This window comes from Mesorhizobium sp. WSM1293, from assembly GCF_000513875.1.
GTDB classification, from domain to species: Bacteria; Pseudomonadota; Alphaproteobacteria; order Rhizobiales; family Rhizobiaceae; genus Mesorhizobium; species Mesorhizobium ciceri.
In genome coordinates this window covers 24,608-50,353 of record NZ_AZUV01000035.1, presented here as the reverse complement: position 1 = coordinate 50,353, position 25,746 = coordinate 24,608, and the positions used below count along the sequence as shown (strand labels likewise).

The following is a 25,746-nucleotide window of genomic DNA, read 5'->3' as shown; positions in this document are numbered from 1 at the left end:
CGTTGGTTTATCGTTGCCGCCCACTATCGGTGCGAAGGTTGCCAGCGTTTACACCGCCTTCCTTATCCAGAAAAGGTGGAACTGTTCGAAAGATACGCCCAAGGGTGTGAAGACGGGCTCGGCAGCATCGACAGTGGGCCCGCACCGCTTGGGTGAGGACCGATGCGGGCCCGGCCAAGGGTTGCCTTTCCTTGGCCAGCAGCGTGCGGGGCGCTGCCGCCAAGAACTGANCATGAGTAATAAGGTTCCGCTGATACAAAAAAGCCCGCCAGCCGTCAGGCCAGTGGGCAGTTCTCATGGGGAAAGCACCGAATGGGAACAGTGCAATGACCCAATCTCGACAGCGCGGTTTTTGTTCGAACGACCTAGCGTCGTTGCCTTGTAAAACCGTACGGCAACCCTTCCGGCCTTTCGATTTTTGCCCGATGGCTCGCTATCTGCGGCCCTGTCACCTCAAGGTTTAGGCGTGACGCGCTTGGGAGGGGCCATGGCTGACACCGAGATCAATCAAAACGAGGCGCGAAAGCGGCCCTTCCCCCTGCCCTGAACCGTGGGGTGCGTATCTTGGACATCGTCGCGAGATCACGAACTTCCCCAACGCTATCGGATCTGGCTCGCGAGCTTGGAATCGCGCGTTCTTCTGCGCATGCGCTATGTTCGACGCTCGTACACTTGGAGCTCTTGATACGCCGCGGCGACCAGACCTTCCAGTTAGGCCCCCCGTCATGCGATGGTCGAACGCCTTTGCCCAGCAATCCGACGTGGCGACGGAGTTGGCGAGACGGAGTTGCCCGGGGGCAACAATTATCCTTTCGGTGCTCGAAGGGAGAGAGGTCTTCTATCTCGCCGCACGCAATTCGAGCGTTAGCCATTCGCTGATCCAGTTCCGTCCAGGAATGCGTTTGCCCGCAGCCTTTACGGCCACCGGCAAAGCCTTTCTCAGCCAGATGAGCGATTTCGAAGTACGGCGGCTCTATGCCGATGGTCTTCCCGAGCCTCGAACACAGAAAGCGTGCAAACTATTGACGACCTCATTGCTGAAATGCGCGATATCCGCACGAATGGCTTCAGCTGCGACGACCAGCAGGTTGCGGACGGGATCATCTGCTTTGGGGCCCCGGTGCTGAATTCCCTTGACCGCCCAATCGCGGCGATCGCCGGGGCAATCGTTTGACGCATTGCGGAAGCCGAACTAGCCGCTTCATTAATCACAGGCATTCGAGGCTTGGCCCAAGGGCTCACGAGCAGCTTGCCTTCGCCGGAACCTAGTCCCCTCAGGGAACAAACAGATCGAGCTCCAGTTTGGCCTTCCAAGCAAGCAGGCGCGATAGATGGAGCACGCCATGAGACATTCACACGTCACGACGGCCGCGGCCGCTTTCATAGCTCTGACCTTCCCCGCGTTGGCCCAGACAAGCGGAACACCGGCCCCCTCGACACCCGCACCCCCTCCGGCCACCGAACAGCCGGTCGGCGGGCAGTTGCCGGATATCAACCGACAAGCGGACGGACCAACACGCGAAATGATCCGCCAGATGGTTGAGCAAGCGGTCCGGGAGAGAATGAAGCAGGATCGCGGTTCTGAGGAAGGTTTCCGCGATGAGGAAGATCGCTACATGAACCAGGACGGCCGCATCAAGGATGCTGACCGCCCCGATGAAGCTAGCCGTCATGGCGACCATTGGCTAAATCGTGGCGACTGGGGCAGAGGACACAGAATGGATCGACACCGTGGTCACCAAATGATGCGCGGTGCCGGCATGCGACTGGTGTTTGGACTGTTGGACACGGATGGCGACGGTTCATTGTCCCAGAACGAGGTTGAAGGCGGGGTCGGCAGGATCTTCAGCAACATCGACGAGAATGGTGATGGCAAGATCGATCTGGACGAAATCCAGTCCTTCATGCACGGCTCCAACATGCATGGCCGAAACAGCGAAGACATGCCGTAGCTGTTTAGAGGTGAGGACTTACTTCAGACGGAGCGGCGAGCGCGGCAAGTGACGCCGCCAACCCGGTAACCGTGAGCCCCGGACCGAAATAAGCTCATGGTTGTCGGGGCGTACGTTTTGTCACGGCCTTCGACGATGGATAATTTCTTCAATAAGCTTCGCGTCGGCTTCGTGTTCCGCGGCCCGCGTAGCCATTTGGCTGGCCAAAGCTATGTCTTTCCCGAGCGGCTTCTCGTTTCGCCGTCCGTTTCGCCAACTCGGCCCGCTGCTGGTGCGCTCTTAGAAGGCTCCAAAGGGCCTGTTCCGCATCGTCCGCCTGGGCCTGCATCAAAACGTCCGCTCCGAATGCATGTCCGGTGTGACAACGGTAACGGGTAATCGGCCCGTCTTCGATCTCCCAAAGCGGTCCGTGACATTCGGGGCAGACAAATGTCGAGGGGGTGCCAAGCTGGCGTTCTGTCTGTTCCATTGTGCTGTGCTCCTGAGCAGCAATCGCAGCCTCAAGGCGGATGACAGGCGGGATTTCTGGTGTCGGCCCTGCGAGTTCGGACGCAAGCCTGCGCAACAGGCCAGCCATTTCGGACAGGGCGACGCAATGGTCGACTTCCACATTCTGCAAGACGCTCAGCGGCATATCGGGTACTGCAGCGTCGTCGGGATCTTGGACCACGCTGACCCCTCCGCAAATCTTGATGGCGCGCAAGCCGGCGGTCCCGCCGGAGAGGCTGCCCGTGAGCACGACACCAATCACGCTGCCGCCAAAGCTGCAGGCCGCTGAGCGAAAAAGGGGATCGATGGCAGGGCGCGCCAAATTCTCCCGCGGCCCGCGCCGCAGCAGAATGTGATCATCATGTAAAAGCAGGTGAGCTCCTGGCGGTGCAACGAAGATGTGCCCGTTTTTAACCTTCGTGCCGCTGGCGGCATTCGCTACGGGCATGTTGGCAGCGCGACCGAGAATGTCGCCGAGGTAACTCGTGAGACCGACGTGCTGTACGATGAGGAGGGCCGCCGGAATGTCCGGCGAAATATCCCGGACAAGTCTCTTCAGCGCGTCGAGGCCCCCCGCCGAGGCTCCGATTGCGACAATGCACCGGTTCTCGCAACCGTAGGCACGGACCTTCTCCGACTGCCCCGCATGTTCCGACTCTGATCGTGGTGCGGAGGTGGCCATATGTGCTTCACCCACTCAGCAAATAGCGCACTCCGGCCAGTCCGCTGCTGCCAGTCGGATGCCCTGCTTTCGTCGTTAGCTTCCTGACCCCGAACATAGTTGCCCGCAATGACGTCAGCTCCAAACTAACGCTTACGTGCGCGTTTGACAGCAGCCTCTGCCACGGCCGGGGCCTCCTGAATGCTTGTCGCGCCGCCAAAATCCGCGTTCTTGGTTCGGCCAGCTCCCGGACCGGCACCTAGATCAGCGCCCGTGATCGGATCGGACGCCGGATCAGAAAGAGTACGGTCGGCCATCTTGGCCACCACCTTCATGTCTCTGGCGCCCATTTTGACGGTTGCCAAGCCGTCTCCGCCGTCGACGGGCATCACCTCTTCAAGGTCATCGATCCGATCCCACTCTTCGCCGGAATTCCATGGACCATTGGTATCGCCGTCACCTTGAGAGGTGTTGACGTACATGCTGGCGTACCTCTCGATGCCCGGGAGCTTGCCTGCGGGAAATTGTTTTCGATGGCGTAGAGTGCTTTCTCAAACGACTTTTGATGAGCGATCTCGCGTGTCATCAGGAAGCCGAGCGCGTCCTTGATGCCCGGATCATCGGTGATGTTGATGAGGCGTTCGTAAACGATCTTGGCGCGCGCTTCAGCGGCGATGTTCGACCGCAAATCCACGGTAGGTTCACCGCGTGAGTCGACATAGGCCGCGGTCCAGGGAACGCCGGCTGAGTCGCACAGCGCGGGAGCACCGCCAAACAGGATGGATTCCTTGGCTGTCGTACCGCTGGCGCCGATCATCACATAAAGGTCCGCTTCTTTCATCTGGCCTTCGGCAAGTTGTGCCTTGAGCCCCTTGTTCAGCATGGTGACGATCGATCCCACCACCTCAAGGTGGCTGAGTTCTTCAGTGGCTATGTCGAGCAACATGTCGCGACGGCCAAGATCATCCTCGCCGAGGCCTTGCGTGAAATAGCGCATCGCCGCGGCAAGCTCACCATCGGCGCCACCGAATTGTTCCATGATCATGCAGGCCAGGCGGGGATTAGGCTCCGAAACGCGGACGGTGTATTGCAGGCGCTTGTTGTGCATGAACATTGGCAATCCTCCAGGGGGTTGGGTTGCCCAACATTCGCCTGCGAGGATTGTTCCATATTGCATCGAGTGACGCAGTGGCCGATCCGCGAGGCCATGGCGCGCTAGGGGTGAAATTCGTGTCGGGACGCACATCAATGAGCGCCTCCAGATGGGAAAAAGACTGGTCGCGCACGTTTTTTCCTCCGGGTACTGGAACGAACATGTTGTCGGGACTAACCCACGATGAAAGCGGCGAAAAACTGCTGAGGCTCTGCATTCGTCTGCAGGTCACAGCGATGGGATGACAGATCCCGAATGGCCACAGCAAAGTCCGGCGCCAGGCATCTCTTGCGAAGTTTTGCAATCGCAGAACAATCGCGTCAAACCACAGTTCGAGCCAGGCAGCGGAGCTGCAAGATTGGTGACCCGATCCCCGCGTGAGCCCTCCCACGGCGTAGGCGCTTGATCACCAGCAGGCGATATAATCGAGGCGATAGCATCGATGGGCACGAAGGCCAAGCAGAACACCGCGTCTCGGACGGATCGCGAAAGGGCCATCGAAGCGAACTACTTTGCCCGAAAGTGCGGCCTCACCAAGGACGAGGCACTCAAGATTCTCAGGTCGCAGGATCGATGAAGAAGCGAAACGGCGGTCGGGCGGCCGGTAGGAGCAATCGTCGCTCGATCGTCGCAACCGATGGCGGCGGATGATCTAGTTCACCCCGACACACCTTTTCAACAATCCGCTTCAACCATCCGGGCATGCCGCGGGCCGGGTCCCGTTTAGACCGGCAGAGGCAGCCGAGCGACCATTGTGGCTTGCAATATGTGCCGAAAAGCGCGCGATCTGGTCTCACAGCAGCTTGCCCACAAAACGCTGAAGAGGTCGTTCCGGCGCCGCGGCCCCCGACCGCCGTCTTATCAACATTGATCGGCGAAAGCGTGACCAGCAATCGACTTCGATAGGCGAGAACGCCGGTTAAGGCGCGGCAGGCGGCTTGACAAGCGGCCGCGAGGCTAGCCAGGCGCAGAGGCGACATGGCGCCGGTTGTGCCGACCAGAACGGAGCGAGATCACGGTCCTTGCTCGTGTTCCCACCATGTCTTTGAGGGCGAGGAACAACCGATGGCCTTGGTTGTTAGAGCTGCATATGCCGCGAAGCATTGAACTCGAAGTGGGACATGGAGATGGCGACGAAGAAAAGCGCCCAGAGCAGCACAAAGGGCCTGGAAGATCTATTTTACGAAGCCTTGAAGGACCTATACTACGCGGAGCGCAAGATCTTAAGTGCCCTCAAGAAAATGGCCAGGGGTGCCGAATCGCAAGAGTTGACCGCCGCGTTCGAGAAGCACCGCGACGAGACTGAGGGTCAGGTTGAGCGGCTGCAGCAGGTGTTCGAGATTTTCGGCAAGCGCGCGCAGGGCAAGACCTGTCCCGCGATCGACGGCATCATTGAGGAGGGCGGGGAGATACTGGAGGAGTTCCAGGCGGCGCCGGCCCTCGACGCCGGGCTTGTTGCCGCTGCCCAGGCCGTCGAGCATTATGAGGTCGCCCGTTATGGGACATTGGTAACCTGGGCAAGGCTGCTCGGCTTGAATGACGCGGTTCCGCTGCTGCAGCAGACGCTCGACGAAGAGAAGGCAACGGACGAGGCGTTGACGCAGCTTGGAGAAACCAGCGTAGAAAGGGCGCTGCAAGATGCCGCCTAGATCTAGCTGAACGCGTTGGGCGGGAGGGAGATCGAGTCCATCGACACCGTCGATCAGGTTGGCTGGCGCTGCGTGCATGAGCAAAATAGTGGATACGGTCGTTGCACTGAACCGTCCGAGGCGGTCATTCCTGCGCGAACAACTCGCCTTGCCCATGAATGGTTGCAGGAACATCCGTGGCAGCTTGGGATCAGCGCCCATGGTAGAAACCAAAGGAACAATCAACCCGAGCTTCCGCTCGATATCGTTGCTCGAAACTGTCGGAGCTCTGGCCGGACGCGCCAGCAGCGCCGCGACGCTCGCTTCCATCTGCCCTCGGCGAGGCGCGCGGAATCGCTCGATCGTGCGGCCCGATCGCAGCGACACCGCTGTTTCGTCCGGCTCCGCGTGCAGACAGGATGAGGCGCGACTGTCACTGCAGTTTTCAGGTGCCAGGTGAGGGTCCTCGTCACCGGCGCGTCGGGTCTGATCGGAGCTTCTCTTTGTGCGCGCCTGGCCGCCGATGGATATGAAATCGTTCGCGTGCTGCATCGTGCCGGCGCCGCTCCCTTCAGAGGCTTGCCGCCTGTCTTGCTCGACATGGCAAAGGCGCTGCAGACGCAGGACTGGAGCCCGCATCTGATAGGCATCGACGCGGTCGTCAACTGCGCCGGCGTGCTGCAGGACAGCGCGCAAGAAAGCACTGGCGGTGTGCATGCGGGTGGCGCATCGGCACTCTTTGCCGCCTGTGAGCAGGCGGGCGTGAGAAAAGTCATTCACTTCTCGGCAATCGGGGTCGATCGGCTGCAGCCGTCCGCCTTCTCGGCCACCAAGCTGGCTGGCGACCAGGCGTTGATGGCGCGCGATTTGGACTGGGTCATCCTGCGCCCGTCGGTCGTGCTGGGCCGGCCGGCGTTCGGCGCCAGTGCGCTGTTTCGCGGACTGGCCGCATTGCCACTGTTGCCGGTGATGCCCAGCACCGGTCGGCTTCAGGTCGTACAGTTGGATGACGTGATCGCCACTGTCCTGCATTTTCTCCGGCCCGATAGCGCATCGCACCTTGCGCTTGACCTTGCCGGACCTGAAGCGCTGCCGATTAGCAAGGTGGTCGGCCTCTACCGCCGCTGGCTTGGGTCGAGACCGGCTGGAGAGTTCACTCTGCCCGGTAGCGTCGCGGCCGGCCTGTACCGGGTCGGCGATGCGGCGGCTCTGCTCGGCTGGCGCCCGCCGATGCGCAGCAATGCGGCCAAGGAAATCGTGCGGGGCGCTGTCGGCGACCCGCAGGCGTGGATCACAGCGACAGGGATCCAACCATCCAGCCTCGAAGCGGCGCTAAAGCTCAATCCCGCGACGGTGCAGGAGCGATGGTTCGCCCGTCTCTATTTCGTCAAGCCGGCGATCTTTACTGTCCTGCCCTTCTTCTGGATCATGACCGGCATCATTTCCCTGACCACCGGCTGGCGCCGCGGGGTCGACTTGCTGGTCGGCACGGCCATCGGTCCGCTGGCGGAACCGGCGGTCATCGCCGGAGCGCTGGCCGACATGGCGGTCGGCGCGTTGATCGCCTGGCGACCGACCAGTCGGCTGGGGCTGTTCGGGGCGATTGCGGTGGCTCTTTTCTATGCGATCGCGGGGACCATGCTGCGACCAGAACTGTGGAACGAGCCGCTCGGCCCATTCCTGAAGATCCTGCCGATCCTGGTTCTGCATTTTGTCGCGCTGGCGGTCCTGGAGGAACGCTGATGACCTACTTCATGCTCAAGTTCCTGCATGTCGTTGGCGCGGCCGTGCTGCTGGGCACCGGCGCCGGCATCGCCTTCTTCATGCTGCTCGCTCACCGGACCGGAAATTCCGCGACCATCGCGGCGGTCGCACGCATCGTCGTGATCGCCGATTTCATCTTCACTGCAACCGCCGTCGTCGCCCAACCTGTCACCGGTGCATTCCTCGCCTGGCATTCCGGCTATCCGCTGACCGAGGGGTGGATTGTGCTTTCGATCCTGCTCTACCTCATCACCGGCCTGTTCTGGCTTCCAGTCGTGTGGATGCAGATCGAGATGCGCAATCTCGCTATGCAGGCCGCGGCAGAGAAGCAACCTCCACCACAGCGCTATGACACCTTGTTTCGGCTCTGGTTCGCCTTTGGCTTTCCTGCCTTCGCGGCAGTGCTCGCCATCTTCTGGCTGATGATTTCGCGACCTTCGATCGACTGGTTCGCCTTGTAGCACCGGACGTCGTCTCCCTCGTCACGGTCTGCAACATCGTTGCGCCTAACAAATGGGCGGCGATGGAGCCAGCCGCAGACTGCCTCGTTCCGTTCCTACATACCGGGTGGCTATGGTTGCACAGGTTCCCGGCCATCGCCGGAGCACCTCTGTGGCGGGAGGCTGACGGGACTTTGATTGCCGACGACACGTCTATCCACGTCGCCCGTGCACGGCTTCGAAATGCATCGTCGGCGACTTCGGTGGCAACTTGCGGCATTGCAGCCCGAGCTTGTCGTCACCGAGCACGGCGCTCCCGCATGCCGCGGGGCCTCGATCGTGTTGCCGAGCGGTGCGGCGAGGTCGCCGTCCGGCCGCAGTCGAGATACGCGCCGTTTGACCACCGTCGACGAAGGCCACATCTACCGGCAGGCCTGAGCAAATCAGCGACCGCGTTTCCCGCAATCCTTTCGTTCGGCGATCTCTGCTGCGGATCCATCGCCGGCGTGACCCGTGCCTTCACGGCTTCGCCCAACTCATCCGGGCTCTCCGGGATTATCGATTAATCAAGAGAATTGCAGCTTTGGAACGCCCGCTGCTCAAAGGTGGCGGGCTTTTTGTGCATTAGTGGAACCTGATATGTCGACGCAGGTTGGAAACGGCGGCAGCGTCCCCCGCTGCCGGGCCTAGGTCCCAAGCCTTGGCCGGGTCCGCCTCTGCCCGCCAGCAGGGGCGGACCCACTGCAACATGGCTCCGAAAATGAAGTTTGGATTGCGCTCGGTTTCCCTGGCCGAGCATACACCGGAAGGCCCGTTACTGCTCCCTCAGTGGCGGGTTTTTCAATGGCAGGTTGGCCGGTGAAGCATCACGTCGCGGTTCTCAGGACCCGTAACGCTACCCTGAATTGCTGGATTCGTTGCCCTTGGCATCGCAGACCTTGCATATCAGATCGAGACGGGAGCCAGCACCAGAACGGGCCTCTGCCAGAATCTCGGTCAGCACTGCGGTCTCGGAAAGGTCCAAGACATAGCGAGCCATACCACATGAAGTCGAACAGACCAGAAAGGGTTGCTGTATGGTTTTCCAAAATGGCGCGAAGCTGATCACGGACGGTGGAACAAAATCGCGCTGTCAAACTTCGGCCGTTGCACTGTTCCCATTCAGTGCTTTCCCCATGAGAACTGCCCGCTGGCCTGGCGGCGGTAGGCGCTGGGCGCGGCTTTCCGCAGATGGTCTGATGAACCGGACCTTGAGCGCATCATTGTGAGCCACGGCGATGTCATCACGGACAAACTGCGCGATGCTCAAGCAGATCGCGAGATTTCGGGCATAGCGGAAAATCTCCGGATGGTGGCGCCGCAGCCAAGCCGCGTTATCTGTTATAAGTCGTCAACTGACTGAAAGCGTGGGCAGCTATGTGCAACGACTATGAGCAGCATATCGCCTGGGCCGAATATTGCAGGATGAGGCAATTGCTGGCGCTCGACATTCCCACTTATCAAACCGAACTGGATCTGCCGCAGGCGGATGACATCCGCATCAGTGATCCCGCCCCGATCATGCGCGCCGCCGGCGACACGATCGAACTCACGCGCATGACCTTTGCCTTTCCGCCCTCCGGGCCTAAAGGCGGGCCGATCTTCAACTTCCGCTCGGAAGGACGGAACTTCTCCAACAGCAAGCGCTGCCTTATTCCGGCGTCGGCTTTCTTCGAATTCACGGGAAAGAAGTCTCCAAAGGCTAAGCATCGCTTCACGCTCAACGGCGCCTCGTTCATGGCGATCGCCGGCCTGTGGCGCGATGGCGAAGGCAACAAGCCCCCGACATTCGCAATGCTGACGACGGAACCCGGCCTGGACGTGGCGCCCATCCACAATCGCCAGATTGTGGTTCTGCGCCCGGATGATTGGGCGGCATGGATCCACCTCACGAAACCCGAGGTGGAGCTGTTGAAGGCCCTGCCGGCCGGGTCGCTGGCGGTAGAAACCGTGCGACAAGGAAGCGACTAGCTCAGATGCCGGTGCGTTTTGCGCAAACACGAAAGATTCTTGGCGGCTTGGCTGCGGCAATTGTGGCCCCTCGAGATCGCGGCTCTCGCCAAAGCGTCAGCACCTCGTTGTCACTGATTACCGAGTGGCCCCTTCCGCCATCAGCGACGCTTGGCTCGTCGGTGCGCACGAAAGGTATCGAGCGTGAAATACGTGCCCGCCTGCCTTGGGCGGTGAGGAAGTACGTCAAAGCCGAGACTGGTCGCATGACATTGCGGATGCGCGAAGACGATGCCGAAGAGTTCGAGGCCGCCTCGAACAAGATCGCCAAGGCACTGGAAACCATCGCAGTACTCCCGGTCCTGCCGCGCGAGGCCGAAGACATCCTTGCGATCTCTTCGCGTGAGCGTCACAAGTGGCTGAAAAACGGACGGCTGCAAAGCATTGGCACCCGCACCGTGAAGATGCGCGGTCGATCCAAGGCCGTCACCTTCCACGTGTTCGATCCCAAGCACATCGAAGACATCCTTGATCGTGATCTGCCAAGCCTTTGGCGTGAAGAGGACGCGCAGCAAGTTACAGAGAACAGGCGACGTGGCGCCGGCAAGGCTGCCCTGACGCGGGCGGGAAAGGGTAGCGAGAAGGGTCGCGGTGCCGGGAATAACCCCAGAGATGACGCTCCCCGGCCCAAGTTGAAGGGCTGGAACGCGTTCGACGACGAGGGCCTGCTCCGTTAAATCCGTCTAGCCATTCGCGTCCAGAATGAGCCCTGAGCGAAAGCTAACCGGGAGCCGAAACGATCTGCAGTCGCGATTGGCACGTCCCGAACCAATCCATGCTCATGGAGTTCTTCAAGCCGACAACCGCCCATTTTTTGAGGATGGCAGATGTTCGACAACTTCGTGCTTGAAATGTTGGAAAAAAACCGAGGGCGGGCCGATAAGGCTTCGGCATGGCGGATCTGGGCCGCCTCTGCTTCTGATCCATGGCCATCCTCGCACGCATATGACTTGGGGCCAGGTCGCCGACTTGCTGTCAGCAGATTTCTCCACGACCATACCCCAATCACTACCCGGAAGGAAAAATCATGGCTGTTTCCTATAGAAGGAATCGCTTGCCACGGTGGTGCAGGAAGTCGGCGATGTGAAGAATAGAGGCGCTTCGGCATTTTAAGGGGGATTAGGTCCTGACCGACAAATGGTGCTACATGGGCGATGAAGAATGCCCGCCCAGCGTACGTTGTCTACGCACCACCGCTGATCGGCCTTCCGTTCCTGGCTGTGATACTGGCTCTGGATGGGACGACCATCGCAACGCCCTTTGACACCGCAGATGAAGCGGCCGCCCACAACAAGGTGATGGCGGTTACAGGTGCGATACGGCAAAGCGGACTTGATAATCACAAATAGGAGAACCCGTCCATGAAACTGCTACGCATCACACCGATTGTCATTCTTGCCTGTGCCTTTGCCCTTGCGGCCTGCGCCAACACCGTCCGAGGCGTCGGCCGGGACGTCAAGGCAACGGCCAACGCAGTCGACGACACGGTCAACAAACCATGATGCAGAGGACCGTCACGGTTATCGAGAAGACAACGGGCCGCGTGATCGGAGCGCTGCCGATCGATCTTGCGCAGCAGGATCACGAGGCCTCCGATGATCAGTATTTCACCAAGGCGTTCGAAGCCGCCATGGACAGTGGCCTCATTCGTGAGTCCGACAAGCATGCGGTTGAATTCCGGCTTGAATAAAGTCGACGATGCAACGGCTTTTCTGTCGCGTATCGGGGCATTGTGGTTTGCATGGTTTTGCACCTCAGCCATCCAGCAGGGGTGAATCAACACACCGTCCAGTCCAACTATCCCTAGGACAGCCCGCTGCGGCTATGAATGGAGCGGCCGGTTTGGCCCGGAGGTGAAGCAGCAGCCGCTGCTCAAAGCCACTCAGTAGAGCAAATCGGTGTATTGGTAGGCGAACACCCTCCCGTGCTCGCATCGGTCACCTCAAGAAAGTAGTTTCCGGATCGGTGTAGCGTCACGGGCATTTTCGTTGCCTGTGCGGCGGCCCAATAGGATGTCGGGGCCCCAGCTCGGTATTCCGCTATCGACCTGGCCCGCAGGATATTCTCGGATTTGATACCCCACGGTCAGCCCCAGGGTCCGAATCATCCATTAGAGATACCTAACATTTCCCTTTTGGCGAGGCGGGGTGTACTTTAGGTACCGCTGGGTGATCCTAGCGACCTACACTGCCCGCTGCCGAGAGGTGGCGGGCCTTTTTGTTTATGTGTGGAACACCGAAATCCAATGGGAGTTGGAATGCTGTCACCGTCCTTCCGTGGAGGCGATGATGGCCATGGACGTACAGTCGTGGTCGGCCCGCTCTCTGCTTCCTCACAGGGCGGGCCATCTCGCGGGTCGCTCACCGGCAATGACCTGGTGCACCATGCCGTCGACCTCAATACGCAAGTTCGAATACGACCCGGAAACCAGGGTTCTCTCAGTGTGGTTTGTAGCGAGTGGCAGGCAGTACGACTTTCTGGATGTACCGCCGGAGATCGTCGCCGATTTCAAATCTGCCTTTGCCAAGGGCCGCTATTTCAATGGTCGGATCCGCAACCAGTTCGCGTTCCGGCCCGTGGCAACCTCCGATTCCAGCGGTTCATGCTGAGGCAGATTGTGCCAAGCGACCTGGCGGAAATCGCGCATGTCGAACGGCTGGCCGCAGACCGGACAGGTCATGAAATTGTCGCGCTCGTCGGCAGGCTCGCCGCCGTGCTGCGTGCCGGGAATCGGCGGTCCAAGGTCGGATAGCTTCGTCATAACCATCAAACATTCAATTCGTCTAAAATGTTCCGGAACCATTTTAGCGAGCGCTAATTGAATCGCACTATGCGAGTCAGCGCATGCGTCTGAAGTTCATCAAGCCCATGGAGCCCGAGCTGGTCGAAACGCCACCGCAGGGCGACGAATGGCTCCATGAGATCAAGTTCGACGGGTATCGGACCCAAATCATCAAGGATGAAAACGGGATCCGGCTGTTCACCAAGAACGGTTACGACTGGACCGGCCGCTATATCGAACTTGCCGGAGAGGCGGAGGCGATCGAGGCGGAAAGTTTCATCATCGACGGCGAGACAATCACGGTCAACGAGGCCGGCCTGTCCGACTTCCAGGCCCTGCAGTCAGCCGTCACCCGTCGTAAGCCGTCGCGCGACCTGTATTTGGTGGCATTCGACCTCCTGCACCTGAACGGGCATGATTTGCGCAACATGCCGGTGGAAGACCGCCGCCAGATCCTGCAGGAACTGATTCCAGCCGTCGGCCGCATTCAGGTCAGCAAAGCCATGCCCGGCACCGGTGACGCGGTTTATCACCTGGTCGACAGGGCGGGGTTGGAGGGCATGGTCTCGAAGCGCAAGGACAGCGTCTATCGCAGCGGGCCGACGATGAACTGGCGAAAGATCAAATGCTATGCCGAAAAGGAAATGGACATTATTGGCGTGCAGCGCGAGGCTGGAAAGCCCGCAATGGTGCTCATGGCCGACAAGGGCCGCTATGCCGGCGGCGCTTTCGTTGCGTTTAAAGCTGACAAGCGCCAGCGACTTTGGGATCGCGTGCAAGGGAAGGTCGGCGGACCAGTGCCTATCGGTCTCAAGCAAGAAAAGGCCGAATGGCTTAAGCCTGGTCTGGTCGGCCGCGTGCGGTTCCTGAAGGGCGAGGAAAGGCTCCGCCACGCCAAGCTGCTGGACTACCGTGAGGAATAAGCTTGCGACAACGTGCTGCCCATGACGCGGAACAGAACCGTGTGCCTGGCGTTGTGCGGAAGTCGACGTCTAGGAGAAACGGCATGGTGGCGCCACGCGCGGTCTGGAAGGGTTTTCTGAGGGTCGGTTCCGTGTCGTGCGGGGTCAAGATAGTGGGTGCCACCAGCGAGGCATCGAAAATCCACTTCAAGATTTTGAACCGCAGCGACGGTTTACCCGTGAAGAGTGCCTATGTCGACGAAGGCACCGGCGATGTTGTCGAAGCCGAGGATCAGATCAAAGGCTATGAGGCGGACAAGGGCGATTTCATCCACGTCGAGCCGGACGAGATCAAGAAACTGAAACTGACGTCGCAGCATACGCTTGATGTCGATTCCTTTGTTCCAGTTGCCGAGATCGACACACGTTACCTGGAGAAGCCATACTACCTAATCCCGGCTGACGGCGCCTCGTTGGAGGCCTTTTCTGTCCTGCGCGATGCGATGGCCAAGAAGCGCGTTGCGGCGCGATCCTGCGTCGTGCTCTATCAGCGCGGGCGCGAAGTGTTGATACAGCCGCTTGAAAAAGGAATGCTGCTGACCGAGTTGCGCACCCACAATGAGATGACGTCGGAAGACACCGTCTTCGACGATGTGAAAAGCCCAAAATATGATTTGGATCTGCTCGAAATCGCGGGGCTTCTCATCGACAAGAAGGTGACAAAGTTCGATCCTTCGAAATTCGAGGATACTTACGAGGATGCGTTGATTGCCATGATCGACGCCAAGCGCAAGGGCAAAAAGCCCCCGAAACCGGCGCCAAAGCCCCAGGAGAACGTGGTCGACCTCGCCTCGGTTCTTCGAAAGAGCCTCGCCAAGGAAGGCATCGGCAAAGACCGGCCAAAGGCCAAGAGCCGCAAATCGGCATAGTTAAAAATAGCAATCCCACCATCACCGCGCATGACCCAGTAGTTTTGGCGCGCTCGCGCGTTTCCGGCGTCAGGTCTTCGGCCAATCTCACCGGCTCGTCGCACTGCGACGCTGCGGCAATCGGGAGGAAAGACCACCCGACGCGACAAATCGCGGAGGGCCGGATTGCCGTTGTGCCGTAGCTATAGGTCTCGTCGTTTGGTTCTCCTTGTGACCAACTGGTCGGCGTGGTCACCGTCACCCAAAAAATGATCGTGCCGACCTGGCCATGGATCGATGCATGTGAGATTGCGTTCATTGGATGTTCGTTGCTTTAGTCAATCGCAATGTAGCGTTGAGCGGAAACGAAGTGGCCACTGAGGACACAAACAGCGGCGGGCCCTGCTTTGAGACCTGGCCCGGGAGCCAAGCTGCAGACCCAACTTCGATTTCAGAGAGAGGTTCCAGGCCTGCAGAAAAACTTAACGCTTGCTTGCATTGCACAGGCCCGCCACCGGGTCTCGGAACCGGAGGCGGGCCCTCGCACCAGAGCTTGGTCGTTTCAAGGAGGGAGTCGTCCTCACCAAGCACATCGCGAACTTCGACTGCAGATGCGTGTTCCTCAGGTCAGTGCAAAATTTATGGCCCTGGGGTAAAAATGCTCGTGCGAGCAGCAGGATCTAGAGCAGCGTTTTCCTCGCGCCCACGACGGTCGGCCACGGCCGGATGCTCGATGGCCTCGGCTATCTCGATCGAAGTCCAACCCGCTGCCATGACTTCCAAAGGTCCATTCGGTGACCTGCTGGCTATCGTGTCGCGGTCAGGATATTCGTCCTGTCGCCTGCGGGAATTCTGCTCTGCGTCTCAGTCGGTCGCGCCTTTGGGCTTCGTCTCGGACGTAGCTCCGTCGAGGAGACAACCCGGTGAGAGGTCACGTCGAGCAGATGCAGGCACTCAGTCAATTCTGGCCGGGCGATTGGCCTTGGATGCTTCCACGTCCAGCTGGGCGCGACTGGCGTGAAGCAAGGCCGCGATCAAATTTTGGTCGGCTGACTTTTTCCCGGTGTATAGGCACACAAGCTCGCGGGCCTGGACCGTCGAATCGGATTCCGGGCTCTCCCTGATGGCTGACGTAAGAGCCCGGGAGAGTATGTCGAAATCCAACAACGAAATAACCGGTCGGCTTCCTTTCATGGCCAAATCCATCCTGTTGGTCTGCAGGCAATACTCGAAAGGTCGACAATGACAAGAATCGGCATCACCCGTTCCTTCACGTGCTCAACTTCAGAAGCTCTCGGGACATTTCGCCGAGCCCGGCGGCGGGGCGTGGATAACAGCGGTGCAGCGCCACCGCAATTACAAAGGTTAATTCGGGTACGCGCATCGAGCATCGGATGGTTTGGGACTGAGTGTTCGCAAATCGCAGCTATAAATCAAATCTTCAGGGTAAGTTGACATGCTTGCCCACCGCCGACCGCCTATGGCTTGGATAGATGTTCAGGAGAAAGCAGCGTAGGGCCTATCGACTTGTCAGATCTGATGCCCCCCGATGTGCAGGATGATCCTGCCCTAGCCGCTGAGGTCGACCGGCTTCTGGCGCGCCGTACGCGCGAAATCAGCCTGCGTGGCGAGATCGAACGCCTATTTCGAGCACGTGTCTGGTCGCAAACGGCGAAAATCATCCGCGCGTGGATGATCTGGGTGGCATTTTTGGATGTGCTGACGTTGGCACTGAACGCGGCGTTGCTTCCATGGGGCGTAGCGCAGTCCATGCTCCTGCCCGGCGCCATCATCCCGCCCGTCGCGTTGGCCGTGGTCCTAGCCTGGCGTAAACCGCAGGCGCCTTGGCTCCAAGGAGCTTCGCTGATCGCAGGCATGTTCCTGATCTTGTTGTCAGTCGCATTGGTCGGAGCAAGCGCTGGTGGCGAGTTCTACGAACGGCAATTGAACGTCATGTTGTTCGTGGCCATCACAGCCATCATAATCTTCGGGATCCCCCTGGCGTGGACGATGACGATCGCTGCGCTGGCGCTCGGACTCTATCTCATGCTTCAACTGCAGAACCCGGCCATCGCGCATGGGAGTGCAGTGGCTGGAACGCTGTTCTTCGCCAGCGGTATCTTTGCAACGGTGGCCGCGCGGCGCATCATGACAATTCTTGCTCAAAAGACTTTCCTGTTTGAGCTTCGCGACCGACGCAGGGTCGCCGAACTGGCGAAAGCGAATGATCGACTGGTACTCCTGGCGAGGACCGATCCACTCACCGGCATCTCCAACCGTCGCTGGATGACGGAAACACTCGAGCGCCTATGGGGACGTGACAAACGTTGCCTTGCCGGTGCCGCGATGCTGATGTGCGACATTGACAACTTCAAGAAGCTAAACGACCACCTCGGCCATGCGGAGGGAGATCGGTGTTTGGTAAAGGTCGCAACTATCTTGAAGGAAAACGTGAGGCGTGATCGCGATCACGTTGCCCGTTATGGCGGCGAAGAATTCCTCGTGCTCCTGCCCGGGGTGAACGAGGAAGAGGCCGCCGCTGTGGCTGAACGAATGCGTAAGAGCGTCGAGGCTGCCGCTTTGCCCAACCCTGGATCCCGTGTGTCGCGCTGGGTCACCCTGAGCATTGGAGTTGCCGTTCAGACCTCTGAGTCGATCTCGCCGGAGCAGTTACAGCAGCGAGCGGATGCCGCACTTTACCTTGCCAAGCAGACGGGCCGCAACAGGGTGCTGCTTCACAGACCGGAGTTATCCGCGCGCAAACACATTCGGCCGGGCAGCCTCGGGGCATAGGCCGTGCGTGGCCCGAGATCTGCTCTTCTGAATCACGGGGTTTCCCGTGCGTCGACGATAACAGGTTAGTTCAGGGACTTTGGACCACCGAGACGAAGGGTTCCCCTGTAATCTCCACATCGCGCCCGGCAGACTACGATTTCGAGAATAATCCCCTGAAACGAGTTTCCGGGTTGTTCAGAACACCCATGGCCGATTCCGGCTGCGTGGGTGATACAGGGGGAGTTCCACCAAATGGCCTCAGTGATGGGCGATCATCTGGATGACTTGCCGGGTCTTCGCAAATGCCGAGCGCATGGGCTCCGTCGATTTCTGCGCCCTGCGCCCTATGTGGCGCGCGTTTGGCTAGGTGAATGGCGCCCATTGCGCAGCCCCTGATCTTGCGCAAGGGAATCCTGCGACAGCCCTCATTAGATCGGTTGCAAGTGCTCCATGAAATCTCCATCTAGTTCAGTTGTAGTCAGAACGCGGTCAAACGATGACACGGCAAGAAGTTCTCTCCGTCATTGGATCAGCCGACGATATTACGGTTGCGGAGATCATCGCAACGGGTGCGTCGATCGAGGAATTGAGAGAGGCATGGGCATGGGCTTTTGCTGACGAGGCGTTAATGGGACAGGGGCGCCCGCTTCCGGGAACACGAGCGGCCGCGCTTATCGACCTGCTTAAGCCCGACGAAGACGACCCGGCTGAACCGGGCACCCGTCTGGAATAAATCAGCAAACCCATCGAATGTGCAATTTGGCCCTGTCATCCACGGCAGCGTTGCAGACACTTTCTCGGTGAAACCGACTTTTGTGCCCGTTTCAGTTCAGTCGGTCTTGCGCGTGGGCTCCAGACTCCCGACCATCGTAGCCGAGTAGCAGGCATCACAGGCCTCGTGCGGCTCAGCCGGCCACTGGACAACGCTACAGCATTGATCACTCAACCGATTTCGGAGATCGCCGACTTCTCTTGCGTTGACACGCCAGAGATCGCTAGTCTAAACCTGCGGCGCGAAGTTCCTTACATCGATAAAAGCACACGCGCTCAGAAGCGGATCGCAGGCTTTTGTTGTCCACCTGTGTGGTCGCCGGATGCGCCGAAACGCAAGGACTTTCGCCTCGCCGACCGGAGTCGCCGACCGTGCGCGCAAAGCCGCAGAGCAGTTCCCGCAGCCGCATGTTGAGCCGGACCGCCACTTCAAACATACCGCTCATCGGCTTCACAACTCTGGTGCGCTCCGGTAGGGGGCCAGCCCAGCAGCACAGATCGCGACGCCGTCTCTGGCCTGTCAGTCAGGAGTTTGCCACAGCAACGAAAAGCGATTGTCCCTGCCGGTCGATACGGAACAGCACTGGCTTTTTCTGCTGACGGGATTTCGCCCATTCCTCGCGGACGTCAGACGGCTGGGTCATGTTTCGGTTGTTGGCCGACACGATGACGTCGCCGGGCCGGATGCCGCTTTCGGCCGCAAGACTGTTGGGAGCGACATCCTGGACGAACACGCCCGTGGTGTCGGCCTGCAGGCCGAGTTGCTGGCGCGCTTCGTCCGGAATGGCGCTCAGCGACATACCAAGGCGCTGGTCCTCAGTCCCCAGGCTTGGAATGGCACCGGTCTGTTCCTCCTGGTCCCTGCGTCGATCGACAGTCAGCGACAATTCCTGGTTTGTGCCGCCCCGGTTCGTTGTTACGGTCACTTTCGATCCCGGCTTCTGGCTTGCTGCCGCCAGCGTCAGGTCATGGACGCCTTGGATGTCCTTGTCGTTGAACCGGGTTATCACGTCGCCGGCCTGGATTCCCGCTTTCTGCGCCGGGCTGCCAGCCTCGACCGAGGCAACCAGCGCGCCCTTGGCGCCCGGCATTCCGAGCGCCTCGGCGATGGAGGGCGTGATCTCCTGAAGACGCACGCCGATGAAGCCGCGCTCGATGCGGCCAGTGCTGATCAGTTGGTCGACGATAGTCCGAGCTGTGCGCGAGGGCACCGCGAACCCAATGCCTATGCTACCGCCTGACGGCGACACGATTGCCGTGTTGACTCCGATGACTTCGCCGCGCGCGTTGAACAAAGGACCTCCCGAGTTACCTCTGTTGATCGAGGCGTCAGTCTGCAGGAAATCGTCGTAAGGACCGGCCTGGATATCGCGAGAGCGTGCAGAAAGGACGCCGACAGTGACCGTGCCCCCGAGGCCGAAGGGACTGCCGATGGCGATGGTCCAGGCCCCTGGTTGCATCGCGTCCGAATCCCCCCAGGCCGTCGCCGTCATGTTGGGCCGAGGATCGACTTTCAATACCGCGATGTCGGTTGCCGGATCGCGGCCCACCACCCGGGCGGGCGCCGTCTCCTTGTCGGAGAACACGACGTGAATCTCAGTTGCGTCGGCGACGACATGGTTATTGGTGACGATGTAGCCTTCGGGACTGATCACAAAGCCGGAGCCGAGTGCTTCCCGCACCTGGGGCTGGATACGCCCTCCTCCGTCGAAGGGATTGAGAAAGTCGTTGAGCGTCGTTTGATCCTGGATGATCTGCCTGGTCGTGATGGCGACAACCGCGGGCAGCTTCTGACGCACGATTGCGCTGAAGTCGTTCGGAATTTCCTGTGCGGTGGCCGGAGCAAGGCCGCCAGTCGAGAGCATCAGGGCTCCTGTGATCAAGCCAATGCACAAGTTCCTAGAGAGGTAAGACATGACTGGTTCTCCTGCCGGATTCGGGTCCTTGATTTTCGCCCGACGTCAGAACTGAGATTCTCGCCGATTGTTTCACCGGCTGGATAAAATGGTTCTAAGGCGTTGACCACGGGAAATGTGACCCGTGCCAAGCCATTGAAACTTGCTTGAGACGTCCCAAAATTTCGTCTGGCGGGAATCGCGAGAGCCGCCAAACTCAAACACGCAGGAGATTGTCTGAAGCGGAGGACCATCAATGGAAGCAGCCATTTCGACCCATCTTGCCTCGATTGAACCCGTGGCCCCCGATGTTTTTCTGGACCGCTTGCTGCATCCGGCACGGCATTTCAAACATCCCCACGACGTTTTGGCCGACGTTGCCCTGGACGGTCAGGAGAAGCGCGCCATCCTTTCGTCATGGGCGTCGGATGCCTGCGCGGTAGAATCCGTGCCAGCGCTTCGCATGCTGCCGGGGGCGGGTGAACCAGTCAGCTTCGATGCGATCATGGATGCCTTGCAACAATTGCATCAATCGGACGAGCTTGCCGGTCCTGATGGCAGTGACAGCGCGGTGGTGGCCGGGTTCGTGCCATTCATCGATCGGATTTAAGCGCGACCTGATTGTTCGTGAACCATCCCGTCGGCGAGTGACCCCGCCGGCGGGGGGTGGCATGGGTGCGTTTCGCCCGGATTGCCGCTGAAAATTTTCCTAATACCTCTTGAAGGTGCAAGTCGCGATTCTAAATTGATGGTCGCCGGTCGCCTGATGGGGCCGGCAAGACCAGGAGGCGGCAAGGCTCTTGGCGCCTCCTATGATCCATGTTGCTCAAAGGAGGATGTGGTTATGAACCTCGATTTTACCCCCCTGTACCGGTCCAGCATCGGCTTCGACCGCATGGTCGACATGCTTGAAAATGCGAGCCGTGTGGCCTCGTTCGACAACTGGCCGCCCTACGATATCGCCAAGGTTGATGATGATGACTATCGCATCACGATGGCGGTCGCCGGTTTCTCGCAGGACCAGCTGACCATCACTCACCAGCCCAACATGCTGGTCGTGAGCGGGTCGCAATCCGGCGATGAGAACGGCCAGTATCTCTACCGCGGCATCAACGGGCGCGCTTTCGAGCGTCGGTTCGAACTGGCCGATCATGTCAAAGTTGCTGGCGCCAGCCTTGAGAACGGGCTGCTGAGCATCGATCTCAAGCGCGAGGTTCCCGAGGAGATGAAACCGCGCAAGGTCGAGATCTCCAGCGGGGCTCCCATGCCGAAGATCGAAGCCCCCAAGGTCGAGACCGAGAAGCTGGCGGCCTGAGAATCCACGATGAAGGCATCGCTTGAGCCGGGCGTCCGGCCCGGCTCACAGACCTACGAAAGGAGAAAGACAATGAGCGTACGTGATTTGATCCCATGGGGCCGGGGCAACGGAAACTCGGCGCCCAGTCTCTTCCCTGATGGAGATCGAGACCCCTTCGTCTCCCTCCACCGGGAGGTAAACCGGCTGTTCGATGACGCCTTCCGCAGCTTCGGCGCCAGACTGCCGGCCTTCAGTCCCTCTTTTGCCGCCACTTGGCCCAGCGTCGAAATTTCCGACACGGACAAGGAAGTCCGCGTCACGGCGGAAATACCCGGCCTGGACGAGAGCGACATAGAAGTCCTGCTGGACAACGGGGCGCTCAAGCTTAAAGGCGAGAAGCGTTCCGAGACCGAGGACAAAGACCGGCAGTTCTCCGAGCGCTTCTACGGTCGCTTCGAGCGCCTCATTCCGCTCGGCTACGAGGTCGAGGAAGACAAGGTCAACGCCGCCTTCAAGAACGGGGTGCTGACCGTGACCTTGCCCAAGACCGAGCGGGCGCAGGCGAAGGCCAAGCGGATCGCAATCAACGGCAAGAACTGACGCACGGCAGTATGAGCAGCGGCCGTCACGGCCGCTGCTCATACCACCCTTCATGATGGGAGGGACAGACAATGGAGACAGTTCAAAGCAGCGACATCAGAAGCCCAACCAGGACCTCCGGCCGGCCGGACAATGACAATCGGCCTCGTGTCGACGAGCCGGCTTTGTCAATGGGGCGGTCAGTGTTTCCGGACGGCGTGACGGCACGGATCTACCAGCCATGCCGCTCGGCCACGACCTCGGCAAAGCCCCGCAAGGACTGGCGATTGATCTTCGAACCTCGCACAGCCCCGTTCATCGAGCCGCTGATGGGCTATACGGGCGGCCGGGACACCCTGACCCAGGTTCGACTTGATTTTCCGACGCTGGAGGCGGCGATCCGTTATGCGGAGCGCCAAGGCCTCAGCTACGTGGTGCAGGCTCCATCTTCTGGCTCTCAGGCCAAGGTCAGCAACAGGCAAGCATCGGAGGAGAGGCACGCCTTTTCCGACGTGGTTTGGCAACGGCTACAATTGGCATGGCTCCAGGCAAGCAACAACTATGGCGCTGGTGCACAGGCAGCGCACATACAGACGGCGCTTTCCGAGCCCGAGACATTCTACGCCTGTCCGATGGAGGTGGTGGATGACCCGGTACTCGCACCCGACGAGAAACGTGCCGTGCTCAAGAACTGGGCCTGGAACGAGTACCTGATCGACTTGGCCACCGCTGAAGGCATGCCGGAAAATGCACGTCCGACGCGATTGGGCGAGGTTGAGCTCGCTCTGCTGGCCTTGGAAGGCAGTACCCAGAGATTCCAGACTCGGCTCAGCCCGGTACGATCCCGGATAGCCGCATGATTGGAGGCAAGAATGGACCCACTGATCGTCTTCGACGCCCAACGGACCATCCCGAACCCCTTCGCGCTTGCGGTCGCGGCAGCAGGGCGGGCGCGCGCACTGGCGCGCGGCGCAGCGCCCCGGCTGGCGGCCAGCCCGAAGAGCCGGCCGCATCTCGCATTGAGTGAGATCGCCGGCAATGCGTTCGAACCTCGGCAGATCGAACCCTTCCTCCTGACTGAGCCGATCTCGCCGAAGGACGGCGTCCGTTTCAAATCCGGACCAAAGAAGCTTTGCGGCATCGGGCCGAACAGGCCCGCTGCCGCACCCGCCCTCGACTCAAGGGCGGTACATTGACGTACTGAAACGCAGGAACGGAGAATGACGATGTTGAAGAATCTCGCTTCCGACAGCAGCAGGCGGGCGCTTGATGTCGTAAACATCCTTGCCGGCATCGCGCTGGCGCTCTCGCCTTGGCTCCTTGGCTATGCTGCCGATGCTGTTGCCGTCTGGCACGTCTTCATCGCGGGCGTAATCACCGTTCTGATCGCAGCGCGCGCCTTGGTGGCGTTCCACAAATATGAGGAATGGGCGAACCTTGTCGTCGGCCTGTGGATTGTGGCCGCATCTTGGGTGCTTGGCTTTGCCGGCCTGGCGGCAGCAATGTGGTCGCACGCCATCGCTGGCGCTGTGGTTGCTGCCCTGGCAGCAGCCAGCCTTTGGCTCACGAATGACCGACCGCTCTCTGCAGCCTGATCATAGCCGCTGGCGGGTCCGAACCTTCCGGGCCCGCTCTTTTTTTCGCGAGACCAAAATCGATGCCCTCCGGTTTGACGACCTATATCCCGCGCTGTGTGGAGTGGCCGCAATGGACATGAGTAAAAAGGAAAACACAACGCCGCCTTCGCTGCGCTGATGCTCTTCCAGCTACGCAGCTCGTGACGCAAATCCAAATAGCCGGTTAGAGCCTTGCTACGCGACGGCAAATCGCCGACGTGCAGGTTGGTGGGCCGAGGGCCTCGCGGACAGACGCGCTGGCAGCGGGATGAGGTGCCAATTGCCAAGAGGCTGCTGGGCTCGGCCGGCCAATTCTCTCTTGAACTGAAAAGAGGCATTTCCAATATCCTCTCTGTGCCGAAGGCGTCACGCAGACCGGCATGTTTTGCCGAGGAATCATCCTGCGTCACCCGAAGAGACACAAGCGCCGCTTTAGGGCTTGAAGGGAGGTCACGATGGAGAGCGCTACGTTCAAACAGCCGATTTTCGTGCGAGATGACAGTTTCGTCCTCAAAAAGATCGGTTGCGTCATGGATGCCATAGAATTTCTGGAAGAATGGCCGGTCGAAAGGCGCGGCCTTCTCTACGGAGCGGCCTGTGATACATGCTACTCGGCGTATGATGGTCGCAAGTCGGTCGAGGCCGCGCACAAGGCGTTTGCGACCTGGGCACGCAGGGTGGGTGTGATCGAAGACGTTCCCTTGGCGCCGTCTTGGATGACAGGGCCGAAGATTGGCAGTGCACACGAACTAACCGTTAAAACTCTCTGCGGCGGCAATCACGCCGCCGCAGCAAACAATCTGCCACGCGCTCACGAGGAGGAGAGGCTCGGTTGACCAGATGACGGACGGGCTGCGCCGGCAACTCGCGCTATCGTATTCGGGGGGTGCGGACGATCGCCCTCCCGCTGCCAACCCCGATGAGCAAAGAGCCTTTCACATTTGCAAGCCGCAGCCGCCGATTGCAGCCCAAGCCGAACACAGGCCTTCACTGCACCCGCTATTTTCAGCCAAACTGTGTTCCATGGTCGAATTCTCCCCAGGTTGACTCGAGAGGACGGCGGGCGCAGACGTTCACGCGGACGGGCATCGACTGGTCATCGCCGACACATGGTGCGCATCCCCCACAATCCACATCTCGGTAAGCGATTGGAGGGGTGGCCGGCGCCTGTGGCGGGTTTGTTGGGACGTTAGGCGCCGGCCGGGCGGGCGGGGGTGGGCCGCCGCAAGCACAAGCTAATATATACCCAACTCTGGTGCCTATGGTGCTATCGCGCAATGGCCCTGACGGGCAGCCTAGGCCATGGGGCTTAGTTGCGGGATTACCGTTTTGCGCGTAGTTTGTAGATCTGGTTGTTTGGGTCCCTCCTTATGACCAGTGCCGGTCGGCACGGTCACCGTCACCCTTGCTTGGTAAACTGGTCGTGCCGACCTACCCTTTTGACATAGAACCGCACCCCCTTTGGCAATTGAAGCTACTGGCGAACGGGCGGCATGAAACTCATCCGAATGGCGTCACGCTTCGTCGCTAGGCGATGTGTTGCCGCCGGATCAACGTCAACTGCGGTTCGAGCTGTAGCGCTGGGAGCAAGACGCCCAGGAGTTACCATTGGGCTGCGCACGCTGAAAGGACGGGTTACTCCCCACGCGGCGAAGTTAAATCCGAGGATCGCAAGGGCCTTCAGCTGTCTGCTCGCGCCGAGTCCCTGGGATTCGTCTATCGACCGCTCGCCGAGATCCTGGTCGCGGAGCCCCTCGATACGATCCTGCAGCGGGTAGAGAGCACGATAGGCGAGCCTGCCAAATCACCATCTGTCGATGCGGTCGGCGGGAAGATTGAAGCAACGGTTAGAAGTCACCTCGGGCGACCCTACGCTTCAGGTCAATGCCGTTCGCAGGCCAACCAGATCGTCGGCATGTCCCATGTCCAGACCTTCAGCCGGCGCGCCCCACGCATCAGCCGCCAGGCCGGTGAACACGTCGAACACCGTCCAGCTTCCACCTGGCTCTTGCCTTAAGTCGTACCGCTGCTGTGCCATGGGTCATTCGTTCAGCTTCCGATCCAGCTCGTCAAGCATGGACCGAT

25 protein-coding genes and 1 pseudogene are annotated in these 25,746 nt (G+C 60.0%); 21 read left to right on the top strand and 5 right to left on the bottom strand.

Annotated features, from left to right (window positions below):
* Window positions 1-1,343 precede the first annotated feature (1,343 nt).
* A complete protein-coding gene (locus M729_RS01000000135990) occupies window positions 1,344-1,952 on the top strand; it encodes an EF-hand domain-containing protein (RefSeq protein WP_032809502.1) in 609 nt (202 codons plus the stop codon).
* Between the two features lie 148 nt (window positions 1,953-2,100).
* Here M729_RS01000000135990 and M729_RS01000000135985 read toward each other — a convergent pair whose 3' ends face one another.
* The 3 genes from M729_RS01000000135985 to M729_RS01000000135980 all read right to left on the bottom strand — a co-directional run bounded on the left by M729_RS01000000135985 (window position 2,101) and on the right by M729_RS01000000135980 (window position 4,279).
* Entirely contained in the window at window positions 2,101-3,123 is a 1,023-nt protein-coding gene (locus tag M729_RS01000000135985; RefSeq protein WP_050596366.1) for a chemotaxis protein CheB, read from the bottom strand.
* A gap of 125 nt (window positions 3,124-3,248) precedes the next feature.
* Window positions 3,249-3,467: a hypothetical protein gene (locus M729_RS1000000139460; RefSeq protein ID WP_245267647.1), complete on the bottom strand. Its 219-nt coding sequence runs from the start codon at window positions 3,465-3,467 to the stop codon at window positions 3,249-3,251.
* A gap of 23 nt (window positions 3,468-3,490) precedes the next feature.
* Window positions 3,491-4,279: a manganese catalase family protein gene (locus M729_RS01000000135980; protein ID WP_245267646.1), complete on the bottom strand. Its 789-nt coding sequence runs from the start codon at window positions 4,277-4,279 to the stop codon at window positions 3,491-3,493.
* A gap of 1,103 nt (window positions 4,280-5,382) precedes the next feature.
* Here M729_RS01000000135980 and M729_RS0128505 point away from each other — a divergent pair.
* The 13 genes and pseudogenes from M729_RS0128505 to M729_RS0128435 all read left to right on the top strand — a co-directional run bounded on the left by M729_RS0128505 (window position 5,383) and on the right by M729_RS0128435 (window position 18,236).
* The gene (locus M729_RS0128505) at window positions 5,383-5,904 is read left to right on the top strand and encodes a DUF892 family protein (RefSeq protein ID WP_027163565.1); all 522 of its coding nucleotides are present in this window, start codon (window positions 5,383-5,385) and stop codon (window positions 5,902-5,904) included.
* Window positions 5,905-6,339: 435 nt separating this feature from the next.
* A complete protein-coding gene (locus tag M729_RS0128500; protein WP_027163564.1) occupies window positions 6,340-7,626 on the top strand; it encodes an SDR family oxidoreductase in 1,287 nt (428 codons plus the stop codon).
* Window positions 7,626-8,108 carry a DUF2269 family protein gene (locus tag M729_RS0128495; RefSeq protein ID WP_027163563.1) on the top strand — a complete coding sequence of 161 codons (483 nt, stop codon included), beginning with the start codon at window positions 7,626-7,628 and terminating at the stop codon, window positions 8,106-8,108. Before M729_RS0128500 ends, M729_RS0128495 begins: the two co-directional genes overlap by 1 nt.
* Window positions 8,109-9,503: 1,395 nt before the next feature.
* On the top strand, window positions 9,504-10,097 hold the full coding sequence (locus M729_RS0128485; RefSeq protein ID WP_013525037.1) for an SOS response-associated peptidase family protein: 594 nt from the start codon (window positions 9,504-9,506) through the stop codon (window positions 10,095-10,097).
* Window positions 10,098-10,102: 5 nt separating this feature from the next.
* A complete protein-coding gene (locus M729_RS0128480) occupies window positions 10,103-10,813 on the top strand; it encodes a hypothetical protein (RefSeq protein ID WP_024505780.1) in 711 nt (236 codons plus the stop codon).
* Window positions 10,814-10,963: 150 nt separating this feature from the next.
* Window positions 10,964-11,126, top strand: a pseudogene (locus M729_RS1000000139455) (alpha/beta hydrolase); the annotation flags it as partial.
* 371 nt (window positions 11,127-11,497) lie between these two features.
* Window positions 11,498-11,638, top strand: coding sequence for an entericidin A/B family lipoprotein (locus M729_RS01000000135975; RefSeq protein WP_032809501.1), 141 nt, complete (start codon window positions 11,498-11,500; stop codon window positions 11,636-11,638).
* Entirely contained in the window at window positions 11,635-11,826 is a 192-nt protein-coding gene (locus tag M729_RS0128465; protein WP_013525035.1) for a hypothetical protein, read from the top strand. The genes M729_RS01000000135975 and M729_RS0128465 overlap by 4 nt, the downstream gene beginning before the upstream one ends.
* 598 nt (window positions 11,827-12,424) lie before the next feature.
* Complete coding sequence (locus tag M729_RS1000000137885; protein WP_084652748.1) at window positions 12,425-12,745, top strand: KTSC domain-containing protein; 321 nt, start codon at window positions 12,425-12,427, stop codon at window positions 12,743-12,745.
* A gap of 235 nt (window positions 12,746-12,980) precedes the next feature.
* The gene (locus M729_RS0128455; protein WP_027163561.1) at window positions 12,981-13,841 is read left to right on the top strand and encodes an ATP-dependent DNA ligase; all 861 of its coding nucleotides are present in this window, start codon (window positions 12,981-12,983) and stop codon (window positions 13,839-13,841) included.
* 83 nt (window positions 13,842-13,924) lie between these two features.
* Window positions 13,925-14,749, top strand: coding sequence for a Ku protein (locus M729_RS0128450; protein ID WP_027163560.1), 825 nt, complete (start codon window positions 13,925-13,927; stop codon window positions 14,747-14,749).
* Window positions 14,750-16,267: 1,518 nt separating this feature from the next.
* Window positions 16,268-17,521 carry a diguanylate cyclase gene (locus M729_RS0128440; RefSeq protein WP_027163559.1) on the top strand — a complete coding sequence of 418 codons (1,254 nt, stop codon included), beginning with the start codon at window positions 16,268-16,270 and terminating at the stop codon, window positions 17,519-17,521.
* A gap of 478 nt (window positions 17,522-17,999) precedes the next feature.
* Window positions 18,000-18,236: a hypothetical protein gene (locus M729_RS0128435; RefSeq protein ID WP_013525027.1), complete on the top strand. Its 237-nt coding sequence runs from the start codon at window positions 18,000-18,002 to the stop codon at window positions 18,234-18,236.
* A 562-nt stretch (window positions 18,237-18,798) separates the two neighbouring features.
* Here the strand turns inward: M729_RS0128435 and M729_RS0128430 are convergent.
* On the bottom strand, window positions 18,799-20,139 hold the full coding sequence (locus M729_RS0128430; protein ID WP_245265418.1) for a Do family serine endopeptidase: 1,341 nt from the start codon (window positions 20,137-20,139) through the stop codon (window positions 18,799-18,801).
* Window positions 20,140-20,425: 286 nt separating this feature from the next.
* Here M729_RS0128430 and M729_RS0128425 point away from each other — a divergent pair, with 286 nt between their 5' ends.
* The 7 genes from M729_RS0128425 (at window position 20,426) to M729_RS01000000135970 (ending at window position 24,497) form a co-directional block, all read left to right on the top strand.
* Window positions 20,426-20,779 carry a hypothetical protein gene (locus M729_RS0128425; protein WP_027163558.1) on the top strand — a complete coding sequence of 118 codons (354 nt, stop codon included), beginning with the start codon at window positions 20,426-20,428 and terminating at the stop codon, window positions 20,777-20,779.
* Between the two features lie 228 nt (window positions 20,780-21,007).
* A complete protein-coding gene (locus M729_RS0128420; RefSeq protein ID WP_164752017.1) occupies window positions 21,008-21,484 on the top strand; it encodes an Hsp20 family protein in 477 nt (158 codons plus the stop codon).
* 72 nt (window positions 21,485-21,556) lie between these two features.
* Entirely contained in the window at window positions 21,557-22,066 is a 510-nt protein-coding gene (locus tag M729_RS0128415) for an Hsp20/alpha crystallin family protein (protein WP_013525023.1), read from the top strand.
* Window positions 22,067-22,137: 71 nt separating this feature from the next.
* Window positions 22,138-22,905, top strand: a complete 768-nt coding sequence (locus tag M729_RS0128410; RefSeq protein WP_027163557.1) for an NADH dehydrogenase ubiquinone Fe-S protein 4 — start codon at window positions 22,138-22,140, stop codon at window positions 22,903-22,905.
* Between the two features lie 12 nt (window positions 22,906-22,917).
* Window positions 22,918-23,241 carry a hypothetical protein gene (locus M729_RS0128405; RefSeq protein WP_027163556.1) on the top strand — a complete coding sequence of 108 codons (324 nt, stop codon included), beginning with the start codon at window positions 22,918-22,920 and terminating at the stop codon, window positions 23,239-23,241.
* Between the two features lie 30 nt (window positions 23,242-23,271).
* Window positions 23,272-23,640: an SPW repeat protein gene (locus tag M729_RS0128400; protein ID WP_027163555.1), complete on the top strand. Its 369-nt coding sequence runs from the start codon at window positions 23,272-23,274 to the stop codon at window positions 23,638-23,640.
* Window positions 23,641-24,116: 476 nt separating this feature from the next.
* Window positions 24,117-24,497, top strand: coding sequence for a DUF982 domain-containing protein (locus tag M729_RS01000000135970; RefSeq protein ID WP_013525019.1), 381 nt, complete (start codon window positions 24,117-24,119; stop codon window positions 24,495-24,497).
* 1,040 nt (window positions 24,498-25,537) lie between these two features.
* Here M729_RS01000000135970 and M729_RS1000000138610 read toward each other — a convergent pair.
* Window positions 25,538-25,699, bottom strand: coding sequence for a hypothetical protein (locus M729_RS1000000138610; protein ID WP_245267645.1), 162 nt, complete (start codon window positions 25,697-25,699; stop codon window positions 25,538-25,540).
* Window positions 25,700-25,746: the final 47 nt, after the last annotated feature.

Excerpts from the sequence above, each read along its gene's own strand:
- M729_RS0128480 (WP_024505780.1), top strand. The coding sequence starts at position 10,103 with ATGCCGGTGCGTTTTGCGCAAACACGAAAGATTCTTGGCGGCTTGGCT.
- M729_RS1000000138610 (WP_245267645.1), bottom strand. The coding sequence starts at position 25,699 with ATGGCACAGCAGCGGTACGACTTAAGGCAAGAGCCAGGTGGAAGCTGG.
- M729_RS0128430 (WP_245265418.1), bottom strand. The coding sequence starts at position 20,139 with ATGCTCTCGACTGGCGGCCTTGCTCCGGCCACCGCACAGGAAATTCCG.
- M729_RS0128450 (WP_027163560.1), top strand. The coding sequence starts at position 13,925 with ATGGTGGCGCCACGCGCGGTCTGGAAGGGTTTTCTGAGGGTCGGTTCC.
- M729_RS01000000135990 (WP_032809502.1), top strand. The coding sequence starts at position 1,344 with ATGAGACATTCACACGTCACGACGGCCGCGGCCGCTTTCATAGCTCTG.
- M729_RS0128505 (WP_027163565.1), top strand. The coding sequence starts at position 5,383 with ATGGCGACGAAGAAAAGCGCCCAGAGCAGCACAAAGGGCCTGGAAGAT.
- M729_RS0128415 (WP_013525023.1), top strand. The coding sequence starts at position 21,557 with ATGAGCGTACGTGATTTGATCCCATGGGGCCGGGGCAACGGAAACTCG.
- M729_RS0128485 (WP_013525037.1), top strand. The coding sequence starts at position 9,504 with ATGTGCAACGACTATGAGCAGCATATCGCCTGGGCCGAATATTGCAGG.
- M729_RS0128440 (WP_027163559.1), top strand. The coding sequence starts at position 16,268 with ATGCCCCCCGATGTGCAGGATGATCCTGCCCTAGCCGCTGAGGTCGAC.
- M729_RS01000000135985 (WP_050596366.1), bottom strand. The coding sequence starts at position 3,123 with ATGGCCACCTCCGCACCACGATCAGAGTCGGAACATGCGGGGCAGTCG.
- M729_RS0128410 (WP_027163557.1), top strand. The coding sequence starts at position 22,138 with ATGGAGACAGTTCAAAGCAGCGACATCAGAAGCCCAACCAGGACCTCC.
- M729_RS0128495 (WP_027163563.1), top strand. The coding sequence starts at position 7,626 with ATGACCTACTTCATGCTCAAGTTCCTGCATGTCGTTGGCGCGGCCGTG.
- M729_RS0128455 (WP_027163561.1), top strand. The coding sequence starts at position 12,981 with ATGCGTCTGAAGTTCATCAAGCCCATGGAGCCCGAGCTGGTCGAAACG.
- M729_RS01000000135975 (WP_032809501.1), top strand. The coding sequence starts at position 11,498 with ATGAAACTGCTACGCATCACACCGATTGTCATTCTTGCCTGTGCCTTT.
- M729_RS01000000135980 (WP_245267646.1), bottom strand. The coding sequence starts at position 4,279 with ATGCAATATGGAACAATCCTCGCAGGCGAATGTTGGGCAACCCAACCC.
- M729_RS0128400 (WP_027163555.1), top strand. The coding sequence starts at position 23,272 with ATGTTGAAGAATCTCGCTTCCGACAGCAGCAGGCGGGCGCTTGATGTC.
- M729_RS01000000135970 (WP_013525019.1), top strand. The coding sequence starts at position 24,117 with ATGGAGAGCGCTACGTTCAAACAGCCGATTTTCGTGCGAGATGACAGT.
- M729_RS1000000137885 (WP_084652748.1), top strand. The coding sequence starts at position 12,425 with ATGGCCATGGACGTACAGTCGTGGTCGGCCCGCTCTCTGCTTCCTCAC.
- M729_RS0128465 (WP_013525035.1), top strand. The coding sequence starts at position 11,635 with ATGATGCAGAGGACCGTCACGGTTATCGAGAAGACAACGGGCCGCGTG.
- M729_RS0128405 (WP_027163556.1), top strand. The coding sequence starts at position 22,918 with ATGGACCCACTGATCGTCTTCGACGCCCAACGGACCATCCCGAACCCC.
- M729_RS0128435 (WP_013525027.1), top strand. The coding sequence starts at position 18,000 with ATGACACGGCAAGAAGTTCTCTCCGTCATTGGATCAGCCGACGATATT.
- M729_RS0128425 (WP_027163558.1), top strand. The coding sequence starts at position 20,426 with ATGGAAGCAGCCATTTCGACCCATCTTGCCTCGATTGAACCCGTGGCC.